A 13,786-nucleotide genomic window follows, 5' to 3' on the forward strand; every position below is an offset into this window, starting at 1 on the left:
TCATAATAAAAGACTCTTCCAAGCAGGCTGGAAGAGTCTTTTATTATGGAGATGGACTACCACTTGGATCCGCCTGATGAATTTCGGCCGGACTTTCCTCCGCCGCCACCCCAAGAAGAGCCGCCGGAGGATTTGCCACCACCGCCGCCTCCGCCCCAGGAAGAACCACCGGAGGAACGTCCTCCACCAAATCCGCCCGAGGAAGGGGGACCAGAGGACATCCGCTTGCGGGCCTGTGCACGACGTTGCTGTTCTCTCATCATAGCTAATTGGGCTAGCCGTTCTTCCTCTTCCTTCTGGCGAACGAGTCGGTTCGCTTCATTTACAAAGGAAGTGATCTGCGAATCATAAGAACGGCTTAGGGACTCCAGTTCCTCAAGATTGTAAGGCCGGGACGTCAGGCGATGCTCCAGTGCACTGAATTCTGGCAATAAGGATAGCTCGAAGCGAATTCTAGAGGATAACCCTCTGCTATGCAGCATTCGCTGGGTGGTTTCCACCCGGCTTTGCCCTTCAGAGAACAGGCGAGTGACCTTATCCAGTCTTTCATGGAGTGCATTTAGACTCTCCGAGATACCATCGAACTGTCTTGCAGCCTCATCCAGTAAGGATAGCAACTGCTCAAGCGCATTGTGGGCCTTGTCATATTCCCCGCGTTCATCGCTGGTCCAATTCTCAATCTGCGCCACTTCACTTGCACCCTCCCGAAGGCGAGTGCTCCACTCTGTTAGAATGTTCTCCACAGTTGCTACATGTTGTTCTTCAAAATATATTCGTGCTTCTGTAATCCGGCTCTGCAGTCCGTCTCGCCGCTGCTTTAATTGGCTCCATTCGGTGCGGAATGTCTCTAAATCTCTGTGGTTATTCTGCCGAAGAAGTGCTTGTTGTTCTGTCATAGCAACAGCCTCATCCAGGAGAAGATCAAGATTGGCGCCAATCCTGCGCACCTCATCCATATCTCCTGCGCGTAGCGGTGCTTCAAGAGTCAGCGACTCTACTCGGGCCTGCTCCAGACGGTCATAAGGTTTTATCTTCATGTTATGGAGTGAATTCTGTTCGATGATGCTTGTGATTTTCGCACGGGATGCAGCTAATACCGTAGGGAAATGGTTTAGCTTATCATCATAGAGATCGACATCCTTCAGGTCTTGTTCAATTTTTTCTTGGCGCTCTTGCGCATCCTCGGTAATTTCTTGTGCAGCAATAGGGTCAAAGAGCTCTAATTGATCTGCTTTTGAGGTCTCCTCGGCAAGCTCCTTAAGCTCTTCAACAATTTCTTGAAGTGCATAACCAGTTTCTTTAACCGCATCTTGCAGCTGCTCTTCAAGCTCTGGCGTATCCTCTTTAAGCTCTGTGATGCGTTGTTTAACGTTGCGATCTGCTTCACTGATAACTGCAATGTTCTTCTCTTCCTCCTCAAGCGCTGTGCGGAAGGATGCCTCTGTCTGCTGCAATTGTTCCACGGCAGCTTTAAGGGCATTCAGACGATAGAAGGGTGGCTGTGTACCTTGCCCATCACTTTGCAGCGAAGAGATTTCAACGAGCTTTGCAGACAGTCGTTTTGAAATGCCTTCTACCAGCACCTCGGTTTTGCCCTGAACGATCCCCTGAAATGGCTTTAATGATTCCAATGCTCGATTCGCTTGTACAAGCAAATTGGATAACTGTTCCTGTTGCTCGCTTAGCTGTTTACGTCGACGCAGACCTGTGATCACTATAAAGAGCACAAGTAGGATTAGTACGGTTCCAATTACAATGGCAGCAATCTTGAACATGGAGCTACTGGAGCGGCTTTCGGAACTGACTGAGGTTCCTGGATTGCTGGAGGTGCCGTTCTCTAAACCGCCGTTCGTACTGCCAATTGCACTGCCACTTCCTGCGTTTCCTCCAGCATTTCCGGTGCTATCTCCGATGGAATGGACCGCTTTAATTAAGGCCTTTGTCCCTCCAGCGAAGTCTCCTTCTCTGGCATAAGGTATGAAATAAGTATCAAGTAACGCTGTAATGGCAGCATTTCCTGAGCTCCCCCCCTGATTCTGGGACCAGGCATTTAACGAGTTTTGAAAGCCTGGGTTGTTAAAATTCAGTTCAATGGACTGATCGCCAGCGGAGATTAGCAAGAGAATATCGCGTGTGGACAGTCCCCATGAGGCATAAGTTTCATCAGCGTACTTATCGGCTGGAGTGCCGTTTAAGGAATCTACGGTGAGTACATGCATAGTAACGAGATCCCCAGTGGCGGCAGCAGAAATGGATTTCGCTTCTGCGGAGCTAAACATTCCAGCGCTATCAGTAACTAATCCCTGCTGAGTAGGAATTACGGCGGCATATGCACCGGGTACCCATAACACGCTGATTAATAAGAATAAAGCTATATACTTTTTCAAGCTGACACGCTCCAATCTGAAGGACTTTGTATTCAATATATTATGCTAATAATTATACTATATCATTAACCATCAGGGACCCGGGGATCTTCCTATTCTTACATATCCGCGAGTTATACCAGCAAAAAAAGCCGCATTCCCTAAAAGGAATGCGGCGAATATTCAGAAGGGCTATCTTGTCGGCAGACAGAGGATGTATTGCAATCTGGATTTAATTTCTTTTTGCCATTTTAAATCTCCAACTTTAACGGCAAGATTGAGCAGATCCAGATAATCGTCAACCTGTAGTGTTGTTCGGGTAGAGGTAACGTTCATGGGTGATCAGTCTCCTTTTTAACTTAAATATAGTAAAGTGAAATCAATAACTTCTTTAATAATGATAATCATTATCAACTTATTTCATTATTGCTATTATCCACATTTTCCATCTAAAAAGCAATATAAAAATGTAGCATCCGTAATTTTATATAATTTACAAAGGGAAGGGTCATCGATAGGATTTGCGTATATTGTGTGACATGGACGTGAATAGCAGGGATATTGCCATATTTTGTCGAATATTATTTAGGCTATTACTGTAAAATCAGTAAAAAGGGGGATGAGCGATGAAGCAGGGTAAACTGTTGCTTCTGATTAGCATTCTATTTATGCTCTTACCTCCTACTGCCATTCACGCCGAAAGAAAGGAGATAGAATATCAAGTAGAGTTGGGATATCCACCTTATAAATATGAGAAAGATGGGTACATGACCGGTTTTGATATTGAATTGAGTAGTTTGATCTTTGAGAAGCAGGATTACGACGTCCACTATAGTACAGGGAAGTTGGAGAATGTGTATAGTCGGCTGGTTCAGGGAGATATCGAGACTGCGGGTCTAATGGCAATTACAGAAAAACGAAAGCAAGAGGTGCTATTTTCAGACACTGTTTTCAAAAGCTATATTTCCATCTACGCAAGGCGAGGGCTTGAGGGTGAGATTAATTTAAAAACACTAGAACGATATAAGATAGGTCTAGGAAACGGGCAGTATTCGGAGACGGTACTAAACGGGAAATTAGGGATTAATGATTACGTAGAATATGCAACGGTTCCTGAGGCTTTAAAGGCTCTTGAAAAAGGAGAGATCGACCTTCTATTTGAGAATCAAGGGGTGGTCGATTATCTGCTCGATGAACAGGGGGAAACGAAGGATATTATAAAGGAATTGAGCGATCTCTACCCCAGGGATGTAGCATTTGCAGTCAGTAAATCCACACCGGAGTTGGTTTCTTATATTAACGAGAGATTGAACGAATTGCAGCATTCGGGTGCTTATGAAGAATTGTACCAGAACTATTTCTACGTTCATTCTGATTATTATAAAGGTATGATCCACAAGAGAATAGCTTACGGAATAATCGTTCTATTCTGTCTGCTTATTCTTAGTTTAATCCTGCTTAAATTGTATATAAATCGTTTACGGCGTGCTGTTTATTCGGAACATCAATTTTTTGAGGATGTTATAGAGCATAGCGGCATGGTGGTCTGGGCGGTACAGGCAGATAAAACAGTAGTCCGGTTTAACAAGTTCGCTGAGCGGATGACAGGTTTAAGAGAGAAAGAGGTACTGGGCGTAAATCTTGAGGATATTGATGGTCTGAAGGGTAGTGCTGCTATTTTCCGGGAGCTACTGGAACGGGCAATACGGCTCGAATATGTTAGCAACGTAGAAATTAAACTTCCAGATCAATCACCTGAAGCGCGCTATTTCTCATTCCGGACAACTTTATTAAAAGGGCTAGATAAGCAGGCGGGCGATATCTTTGTACTTGTTGGTGTGGATATCGATGAACGTAAACAGAATGAGCTAAATCTGCAGCTAAGTTATGAGGAACTAGAAGCTACTTATGAAGAGTTGTCAGCGACAGAGGTCGATCTGCAGGAACAGTTTAATAAGCTCCAAATCAGTGAACGACGTTTCCGGCTTACCTCAGAAGGTTCTGGTGCATATATGTGGGAGTTTGATTTGGAGGCGAGACGTTTTAATTTATCAGATCGATGGTATGAACTCATGGGCTACATGAAGGATGAAATCAATTCGTTTGAAGATGGAGCGTTAAGTATAGTTCATCCCGATGACCTTGCTTCAACCCTTAAAATTAAACGAGATCACTTGAAAGGTATTACATCTATTTTCGAAACGGAATTTCGGATGCTTACCAAAGATAATCAAATTGTGTGGTTTGAAGTCAGAGGCAAGGCTACCCTTAATCCAAGGGATAAAGTTCTGTTATTCGTGGGCTCTTTGATTGATATCAGCGAGCGGAAGCAGGCTGAGCTTAAACTAAGCAACAGCTACCAAGAACTTGAAGCGACCTATGAGCAGCTTGCGACCACTCAACAGGAGCTTCAAGTGCAATATAATATGCTTCTAGACAATCAGAAATATATACATCGTCTGGCTTATGTGGATGAGCTTAGCAATTTGCCTAACCGTTTATGCCTTCTGGAGTCGATGGAGAAATACCTACAGCGTCCGGGCGGAAAATTTGCACTATTATTTCTAGATTCAGATAATTTTAAATACATCAACGATACATTGGGTCATAAATCCGGGGATGTACTCATTCAGAAGGCTAGTAAGAGATTGCAGTCATTGATGCAGGAAGGAGATATGCTCTCACGGCTAGGTGGAGATGAATTTGTTGTTTTTATTAAGGATACAGAAGACCGTGAGGATGTATTGAACCTAGCAGAGCGTATTATGAGATCGTTCAGACAGTCCTTTGTGATAGGAGAGAGTAATCTATACGTTTCGCTAAGCGTCGGAATTTCTTTTTATCCAGAGGATGGGGAGACGGCCGAACAAATTCTGAGCAATGCAGATGTGGCGATGTATCGTGCCAAAGAGGATGGTAAGGGAACTTATGTAGTCTATGACAAATCGATGCATACAGCGTTTAATGAACGAATGAATATAGAGAAGCATTTGCGCAGTGCTATGTACAATAATGAGTTTGAAGTGTACTATCAGCCACAGCTGGATATTCAGTCCGGATTCATTTCAGGCTTTGAAGCCCTAATTCGTTGGAATAGTCCAACGCTTGGCTCTGTATCTCCGCTTTCATTTATAAAAATTGCTGAGGATTCCAGACTGATCATCGATATTGGTGAATGGGTGCTTCGAGAATCTTGCGTCTTTATGAAAGGCATTCAAGATCGTACAGGTGTTCCTTATAAAATATCGGTTAACATTTCGATTATTCAGCTATTCCAGAACGATTTTATCGAGATGGTACAGGATAGTCTGGCTGTAAGTGGTTTAAAGCCAAGCTGTCTTGAGTTGGAAATTACGGAGTCTATTTTCATGAAATCATTTAATGAGAGTATCTTGGGTGATCTGCGGTTTCTAAAATCTAAGGGCATCAGTATCGCCTTGGATGATTTCGGAACGGGGTATTCGTCCCTTAGTTATTTGCAGCAATTGCCGATTTCAACCCTCAAGATGGATAAAACCTTTATTGATTCGCTCTCAGAAGAAGAAGCTAACAGCAAGTCTTTTGTGCAGTTGATTATACAACTGGGGCATAATATGGGACTAGAGGTTGTAGCGGAGGGGGTAGAAGAGGTTAGCCAGATGGATTTCCTCAAGTTGATAGGCTGCGACAAAGTTCAAGGCTACCTGATTAGCAGACCTGTACCAAAGCAGGCAGTAGTAGAGCTTTTGGAAACTCAGAGGCACTATGGAATATAGCTGTTAGATTCATACTTATAGATGAACACAAACAAGCCCATGAAAATATCAGTGGGCTTATTTATTCAAATATAAGAATTTATAAGTCTCACGCTATATATTATCCTTACATTTCTCGCATAAACGCTTACCGTCCATTAGGGACGTCGAAGGCGTTTTTGCTTGTGTTCAGTCTTTAGCTGATTACGATTTTATTCTTCCCTGTGTTCTTAGCCTCGTAAAGTGCATCATCTGCCTTCTGAAACGTAGAATTCTTGGAATCAGTACCTGTGAAATCATGCATACCGATACTGACGGTTACGCTTTTTCCATCCATTTCCGCAAAAGGGTTATCAGAGATGGTTGTTAGAATATGCTGCATAATCTCATGAGAATGATCAATGGTTTTAGCAGTCAGAATGACGACAAATTCTTCTCCGCCGTAGCGGGCGGCGAAATCATCGGGACCGACATGTTCGAGTAGGATCGCGGCGACCTTTTGCAATACGATATCTCCAACGGAGTGTCCATAGGTGTCATTTACTTTTTTGAAATTGTCGATATCCATAACAGCTAGCTGCATGGGAAATGGATTACTCTGCTGATGATCGATCAGCCATCCCAAGTATTCATGAAACGTCTTATGATTATAAAGATCAGTTAGAGGATCAATCTTAGATAGTCGGTCCATGATTATATTCTGAATGCGTAAATCCTGTTCTGACTTTACCGAGTTCTCCAGGGATCGCATCAAATCACGCCCGCGACCGATGACTGCGAAGCCTGCTAGAGCAGTACCTGCAAAAATAAGTGCAATAATGATAGTTTGTGTGATCGGTATGTACCCTTGACTCGAGGTCTTGATAAATAAAACGATCGTGTACAGTAGACATATGGCAGAAGTGGCTATCATATAGCTTTTCTTCATATAGATCATGGATATATGCAGTGGCATTAGCATAATTAATGAAATCATATATAGTTCATTGCTGAGATTGATGATAATCAGAAGTGCAAATATATGGCTCGCCACTGTGATCGTTAGCTCAGACCATAGGGGTCTCCATCTATAGACACATTCCAGAATAATGATCAAAGTCACTATGATGGAATTAGGAATCACCGACTGTATTATAAAATTGCCCATGGTTAGGGTGGTGTCCGGGTGTTTGCCCCATAAGCATAGAGAAACCAAAAAATGAATACATAGATCCACAATCAGGATGATCCAGAATGCATTGAGAAGCACGCGATTCCAATGGGTCTGACGAGGAGTTTGAAATGTAGCATGCATAATATGTTCCTCTTTTCCAGTGGCAATATGCTTATATATTCGACAATAGTAACGGATTCCCTCTCGGCGAATGAATGAAGTGCTCTTGGGATAATTGTTCGAAAAGGAATACTATAGAAAGTATTTCCTTTAATTAACTCTGCTGATATAATGTCAGAATACATAACATCAATCGAGTGGAGTGGGAATAATGATGCAGATTCGTCGAAGCCAGATTTTTGTAGTTGTCCTGTTGCTCCTTGTCAGTGTTTACAGTTTGTTGATAGACATGTTCTGGATTCATAAGCTGGTAATCATTCTGCTTATGGCTTCTCTAGGCTGGGTCGTACTGAATTTGTCCCGCTATGGTTATCGTAAAGAATTGCTGCTGAAGGAATCTAAGAGTAAAGTGGAGCTTCTTGGTAATGAGATTGTAGTTACTTCGGACCGACTGCATGGTGCACTCGAAGAAATTAGCCGTCATACAGAAGAGTTGCAGCGGACAGCTGATTATTCACACGAATATGAGATGGATTTGCGGATTCGCAGTAACGAGGCTAAAGCTAATATTGAAGGGGCTTATCAGACAATGGACGGAGTAGCATCAGTTACTTCACATATCGAAGAGTTAACGGAGAGACTGGGATCAAATATGAAATACGCCCGTCAGGGCATGACAACCATGGTTGATTCCTTGAGCATTGCAGATGCTGTGATGAAGGACCTGCAGATGCAGAGCGGAGACATGTTGGCTAAGTTTACTACCTTGAGTAACCATATCGCGATGGTGGAAGAGATTAATACGCTTATTAACAGTATTGTGGATGAAACCTCTTTACTCGCGCTGAATGCTTCCATTGAAGCGGCACGCGCAGGTGAACAAGGCCGCGGATTTGCAGTGGTGGCTAGCCGGATCCGGCAGCTGGCAGATCAAAGCAAGAGCTCGGTAGACCGTTCCTCTGGCATCTTGCTCGACATTAATAACGGAGTACAGCAAGTGCTGGAATCCGTTACGAAAGAGCAAGCTTCAGTGGAACGCGGGGTGAACGAGGTCGGCACTGTGAAGCTACGACTCGATGATATCGCGTCGAGAGTAGATGAAGTTGGCAGCGCCGTAACGGAAACCATCGATGCTGCCGAGAAGCAGGGCAAGCTGATTGTAGAAGTGACAACGGAGCTGAGTGGGGCGGTGGCTATCGTGAATGAGACGATTGCTAATGTGGATCTTACGCTGGAACAGGTGACACGGCAGCGGAACCAGATCGGTCAGCTGAACGAAGTCAGCGCCAATCTGTTGGCGGAGTCGCAATCGTTGCAGCAATCGGTTACTAGCATAGCAGGCCGAAAAGAAATCGAGATGAGCCAATATGCAGCCCGGCTTCAGGAAATGCAGAGTCTCTTGGAGAATATTTCAGTGAAGGAAGAGCTGTTCTCGCCGTATACTGAAGTTCATCAAGGTGTTCTAACCTCTTATATTAAGAAAATTCCGGATGTGCAAGCCATTTGGTCCAATCGGACCGATGGGACCTTTATCTACTCCGAGCCGGCGGCAGGCCTCCTGAATGCCAAGCGGCGGGATTGGTGGAATGGGGCCATAAATGAAGGTGAATATGTTTCGAAGCCTTATGTATCAGCGATTACGAAGCGTTCTTGTGTTACATTATCCAGAGCGATTAAGAATCGTCAGGGAGATGTCGTTGGTGTAGTAGGTATCGATTTAGCGGTGTAATAAAACGACAAAAGCAAGCCCTTTTATACAGGGGGCTTGCTTTTGTTATTCCGAATGTAATGTAGACTAGCTTTTAATTAGAGCCAATATGCAGCTGATTCCAAGTTGCTTGCCAATTCTTTTTAATAACCCGTTGTTCATAAATAGGAAGCAAGCTAGGGTTCTCTGTAAAATGCGGGGTAGGTCGTAATACTACATTAATTACGTCCGAAATTCCGTGTGGAGCGACTAGGATAACCTTACCGTTCTCATCTAAGGATAACCCGAGTGCTGTAGCAGTTTCCGGAAACTTGGAGATGGCATCTACAGCTGATGTATAAGGCGGGAGTTGATTGACGGTATGCATCCTTGCTTCATTTTTAACAGACCAGGGAACAGCAGGATTCAGGCTTCGTAGTCTCGCCTCCCATTGCTTTTCCACATCCTCTTGATGATTGCTGTCGTCATAATATATAACATCAACATCTGGCAAAGGTGTTCGTTCTTCGAAGCCATGAAGGGTGTCCCAAATTTTTGCACGCACAAAGCCAGCGCAAACCCACCAGTCAGGTAACTGCAACGATCTAGCATTTTCTAATATATCCATCATCCAGGGATCATTTTGTACAAGCTGTATGATATCTGCCTCGTGTTCTAATTTTTGCAAACCGCCCACCTCCGTATATGTATGCTTTTATTCTGTTCATATCATACAACAAGAGTTTCGATAGAGGTATTAAAGGATAGGCTGAATGGACAGAGGCATGAACTATCTTTATAATAAGTCGACATCTAGTCCTTTGGAGGCGGAGACCGTGCAATATACGTTTACGATATTACTGCAATTATTTGAAAGAGCTGCACTACTGCTGATGTGTCTGTTCGTGCTGACTCGTCTGCCGCGGTTTAAAGAGATTTTTCAAAAAGGAACCTACGCCCCGCAGGAGCTTGCCATAGCGACGACGATCTTCAGTTTATTCGCTATCTTTGGTACCTACAGTGGGATTAATGTGGAAGGCTCGCTTGTGAATGTGCGAATTATCGCCATCGTGTCTGGTGGGATTTTGTTCGGGCCATGGGTAGGACTCATAACAGGCATCATCTCAGGGGTTCACCGTTTTCTAATTGATATCGGAGGGGTAACCTCTCTTCCTTGTCTGATTACGAGTATTACCGCAGGGATTGTGTCAGGGGTAATATACCGCCGCACTTCTGGTGAACGTCGCTGGATGGCCGGCATTTTGGCCGGGATGGCCTGTGAAGCCCTGACGATGCTGCTCATTCTAGTGATGGCCGAACCGTCGTCGCTGGGTGTGGATATCGTGTCCAAAATTGCTTTTCCGATGATTATGAGCCAGATTAGTGTCGGTCTGATTGTCATGCTAGTGCAGAGTGTGGAAGGTGAAAAGGAACGGATTGCGGCGAAGCAGTCCAAGCTGGCACTGGATATTGCCAATAAGACCTTGCCCTATTTTCGCAATATTAATCCCGAGTCGCTTCGTACCATCTGCCAAATTATCAAAGAAGATATCGGTGCAGACGCTGTAGCTATTTCGGATACAAGACTCATTCTCGCTTACGTTGGTGTTGGGGAAGAGGACTATACTACGACCAATGAAATTATAAGTGAAGAAACTAAAGTGACGTTGTCCAGTGGTGAAATTACGATCCGTAACGACGATAGTGATTATGTGAATCCGGAGATTAAATCGCTGATTATTATTCCGTTGAAGGAAAAAGGCGAAGTTACGGGAGCGCTCAAAATCTATTACACCAGAGCCCACAAGATCACTTATTCTCTACAAGCTATGGCTGTAGGTTTGTCGCAAATGATCTCTACGCTAATGGAAGTATCGCGGGTTGAGGGCATTAAAGAAATGGCGAACAAAGCAGAGCTAAAGGCGCTGCAGACAAGCATTAACCCACACTTTCTGTTCAATGCGCTGAACGCGATTGCGTCCTCGATTCGGATTAACCCGGATAAGGCGCGGGAGTTAATTGTGAACCTGTCCGGTTACATGAGATACAATCTGGAGCTGACCGATGAATTCATTGATATCAAGCGCGAGTTGCAGCAGGTTCAGCAGTATGTGGAGATTGAAAAAGCGCGTTTCGGAAGCCGGCTTAATGTTGTGTATGATATTGATGAGGTTCAAGTTCGGATTCCGAGTCTGATCATCCAACCGCTTGTAGAGAATGCGATCATACATGGCATACTGAAGGTAAGAGGAACGGGAACCGTAACGATTTCTGTAAAAGATCAAGGTGATAATGTACGAGTAGGTATTCGGGATACTGGAGCTGGCATCAGCGAAGAAACGATAGAGAAGGTTTATACCGGTGATATGCCGGAGAATAAAATCGGATTGTTTAATGTACATCAACGGGTCAAGCTAATCTATGGAACTGGGCTTACAATTCAGAGGCTCGAAAAAGGGACGAACATTTATTTTGATGTCAAAAAGGAGGGCCTATGAGAGCAATCATCGTGGAGGATGAAGAGCTGGCAAGACAGGAACTAGCTTATTTAATAGAAACTCACAGCGGGATCGATATTGCGGCACAGTTTGAAGATGGACTGGACGCATTAAAATATTTGCAGAGTGATACGGTAGATGTGATTTTTCTGGATATAAATATTCCCTCAATTGATGGGGTGCTGCTGGCTCAGAATATTAGCAGGTTCTCGGTGAAACCATATATAGTGTTTATTACGGCTTATAAGGAGCATGCCGCTGAGGCCTTTGAGATTGAGGCATTTGACTATATTCTTAAACCCTACAGTGAGGTTCGAATTAAGGCTATGCTGCACAAGCTAGAGGGAGCATTTGCTGCTCGTGGAAGACATGGGGAAGAGGAACGAAATCCTGTCAGTGATAAGGTGAATCTGTGGAAAAATGAAAAGATTATCGTAGTGAATGCCGACGATATTTATTATGCTTCCGCACAGGAAAAGAGTACGAGCGTAATGACTAAAGGTGAGGAGTATAGTATGGCGCTCAGCATCAGCGATTTCTATAATCGACTGCCCGAGGATCGGTTTTTTCGCTGCCATCGTTCCTATATCGTTAACCTGTCCAAGATCAAGGAAATCATCCCTTGGTTCAACAATACATACTTGCTGCGCCTGCATGATTTGGATTTTGAGGTGCCGGTAAGTCGTAGCAAGGTCAAAGAATTCAGGCAGATCATGCGCCTATAAATGCAGTTCATTCTTCATTTTCGTCATCTCATGCCAGATTTCTCTCAGCATCCGCTGATTTAGCTACAATAAAGAGGCAATAGAAGCTCTTGTAGCAGACAACGAGAGAGAAAGAAGGAATAGACCATGACTTCGACGATGGACAACAAAAACGCCAAACGGTGGCTTATCGTATTAGGAACAGTAATTATGCAGATGGGTCTAGGTACCATTTATACATGGAGTTTGTTCAATGCACATCTGGTAACGAAATTCGGATGGGAGCTTAACTCTGTTTCTATTACGTTTTCGATCACAAGCTTTGCACTCGCTTTTGCGACTTTGTTCGCAGGGAAATTGCAGGATCGTTTCGGGCTTCGCCGGTTGACTGCCACCGCAGGGATTGTGCTTGGTCTAGGATTGATTCTTAGCTCTCAGGCGAATTCGCTTCTAATGTTCTATGTATTGGCTGGCGTGATCGTTGGTTTTGCGGACGGAACAGCTTATATCACTTCATTATCTAACTTAATTAAATGGTTTCCGAATAATAAAGGTTTAATCTCCGGTGTGTCCGTGGGTGCTTACGGAACGGGGAGCTTGATTTTTAAATATATTAATGGCAGCTTGATCGACTCAGTGGGTGTATCTAATACATTTATGTATTGGGGCATGATTGTTATGGTCATGATTGTAATCGGTTCCTTGCTCGTTAGAGAAGCTCCAGTACAAGCGGCATCATTGGGTGCAGCATCAACTTCGACTATCACTAAACCAAAAGACTACACGGTAAAAGAAATGCTACGTACGAAAGAAGCTTATCTGTTGTTCATTATTTTCTTTACTGCTTGTATGTGTGGCCTGTATTTGATCGGTATTGTAAAAGACATCGGCGTACAGTTGGCTGGACTTGATGTGCAGACGGCAGCTAATGCGGTAGCGATGATTGCGATTTTTAATACAGCAGGGCGTTTGATCTTGGGTGCCTTGTCTGACAAAATGAGCCGGTTGAAGCTGGTAGGTGCTTCACTTGCTGTAACGGCAGCCGCTATGTTGACCCTTAGCTATGCAACGCTAAACTTCGGACTGTTCTTCACTTGTGTAGCAGCCATTGCGTTCTGCTTCGGGGGTAACATTACAGTATTTCCGGCGATTGTCAGTGACTTCTTTGGACTTAAGAACCACAGTAAGAACTATGGAATCGTATATCAAGGTTTTGGTATCGGTGCCCTTTCCGGTTCGTTCATCGCCGTCTTCCTAGGCGGGTTTAAACCTACTTTCGTGATCTTTGGTCTCTTGTGTCTGCTGGCCTGCATCATCGCAATTTCACTGAAACCGCCAGTGGAGAAAGTGAAAGAGAATGAGAAGAAAGCCTTGCGCCTCAAAGCTACAGAGCGGACGGCTTAAAGGGAATAAAGACAACTAGATAATTCGAATAATGGCGTGCAACTGACAACAGTTGTACGTCATTTTTTTGTTGGCGGTTAGCGTTAGCGTTCGGCTAAGAAAATGAAAGTGTTAAACCAA

9 protein-coding genes are annotated in these 13,786 nt (G+C 44.0%); 5 read left to right on the forward strand and 4 right to left on the reverse strand.

Annotated elements, in window-relative coordinates; genetic code table 11:
* Window positions 1-56 precede the first annotated feature (56 nt).
* Window positions 57-2,387, reverse strand: coding sequence for a septation ring formation regulator EzrA (locus R50345_RS01685; RefSeq protein ID WP_042123550.1), 2,331 nt, complete (start codon window positions 2,385-2,387; stop codon window positions 57-59).
* Between the two features lie 171 nt (window positions 2,388-2,558).
* Entirely contained in the window at window positions 2,559-2,702 is a 144-nt protein-coding gene (locus tag R50345_RS31550) for a hypothetical protein (protein ID WP_167348483.1), read from the reverse strand.
* Window positions 2,703-2,992: 290 nt separating this feature from the next.
* Between R50345_RS31550 and R50345_RS30035 the strand changes: the two genes are divergently transcribed.
* Window positions 2,993-6,121, forward strand: a complete 3,129-nt coding sequence (locus tag R50345_RS30035; RefSeq protein WP_052414428.1) for an EAL domain-containing protein — start codon at window positions 2,993-2,995, stop codon at window positions 6,119-6,121.
* 175 nt (window positions 6,122-6,296) lie between these two features.
* On the opposite strand, the gene R50345_RS01695 is transcribed toward R50345_RS30035, so the two are convergent.
* A complete protein-coding gene (locus tag R50345_RS01695; RefSeq protein WP_042123552.1) occupies window positions 6,297-7,394 on the reverse strand; it encodes a GGDEF domain-containing protein in 1,098 nt (365 codons plus the stop codon).
* Window positions 7,395-7,584: 190 nt separating this feature from the next.
* Between R50345_RS01695 and R50345_RS01700 the strand changes: the two genes are divergently transcribed.
* On the forward strand, window positions 7,585-9,102 hold the full coding sequence (locus R50345_RS01700) for a methyl-accepting chemotaxis protein (RefSeq protein WP_052414429.1): 1,518 nt from the start codon (window positions 7,585-7,587) through the stop codon (window positions 9,100-9,102).
* Window positions 9,103-9,175: 73 nt separating this feature from the next.
* On the opposite strand, the gene R50345_RS01705 is transcribed toward R50345_RS01700, so the two are convergent.
* Entirely contained in the window at window positions 9,176-9,691 is a 516-nt protein-coding gene (locus R50345_RS01705; RefSeq protein WP_042131787.1) for a nucleotidyltransferase family protein, read from the reverse strand.
* A 262-nt stretch (window positions 9,692-9,953) separates the two neighbouring features.
* Here R50345_RS01705 and R50345_RS01710 point away from each other — a divergent pair, with 262 nt between their 5' ends.
* From R50345_RS01710 to R50345_RS01720, 3 genes are all read left to right on the forward strand, one after another.
* The gene (locus R50345_RS01710; RefSeq protein WP_269321988.1) at window positions 9,954-11,558 is read left to right on the forward strand and encodes a sensor histidine kinase; all 1,605 of its coding nucleotides are present in this window, start codon (window positions 9,954-9,956) and stop codon (window positions 11,556-11,558) included.
* The gene (locus R50345_RS01715; RefSeq protein WP_042123554.1) at window positions 11,555-12,283 is read left to right on the forward strand and encodes a LytR/AlgR family response regulator transcription factor; all 729 of its coding nucleotides are present in this window, start codon (window positions 11,555-11,557) and stop codon (window positions 12,281-12,283) included. Before R50345_RS01710 ends, R50345_RS01715 begins: the two co-directional genes overlap by 4 nt.
* 126 nt (window positions 12,284-12,409) lie before the next feature.
* Window positions 12,410-13,666 carry an L-lactate MFS transporter gene (locus R50345_RS01720; protein WP_231574011.1) on the forward strand — a complete coding sequence of 419 codons (1,257 nt, stop codon included), beginning with the start codon at window positions 12,410-12,412 and terminating at the stop codon, window positions 13,664-13,666.
* Window positions 13,667-13,786 lie beyond the last annotated feature (120 nt).

The organism is Paenibacillus sp. FSL R5-0345, from assembly GCF_000758585.1.
Lineage (GTDB): Bacteria > Bacillota > Bacilli > Paenibacillales > Paenibacillaceae > Paenibacillus_AQ.

Bases quoted from the DNA above. Each gene is read 5' to 3' on its own strand.
- R50345_RS01705 (WP_042131787.1), bottom strand. From the start codon at position 9,691: ATGATGGATATATTAGAAAATGCTAGATCGTTGCAGTTACCTGACTGG.
- R50345_RS01710 (WP_269321988.1), top strand. From the start codon at position 9,954: ATGTGTCTGTTCGTGCTGACTCGTCTGCCGCGGTTTAAAGAGATTTTT.
- R50345_RS01695 (WP_042123552.1), bottom strand. From the start codon at position 7,394: ATGCATGCTACATTTCAAACTCCTCGTCAGACCCATTGGAATCGCGTG.
- R50345_RS30035 (WP_052414428.1), top strand. From the start codon at position 2,993: ATGAAGCAGGGTAAACTGTTGCTTCTGATTAGCATTCTATTTATGCTC.
- R50345_RS01715 (WP_042123554.1), top strand. From the start codon at position 11,555: ATGAGAGCAATCATCGTGGAGGATGAAGAGCTGGCAAGACAGGAACTA.
- R50345_RS31550 (WP_167348483.1), bottom strand. From the start codon at position 2,702: ATGAACGTTACCTCTACCCGAACAACACTACAGGTTGACGATTATCTG.
- R50345_RS01700 (WP_052414429.1), top strand. From the start codon at position 7,585: ATGATGCAGATTCGTCGAAGCCAGATTTTTGTAGTTGTCCTGTTGCTC.
- R50345_RS01720 (WP_231574011.1), top strand. From the start codon at position 12,410: ATGACTTCGACGATGGACAACAAAAACGCCAAACGGTGGCTTATCGTA.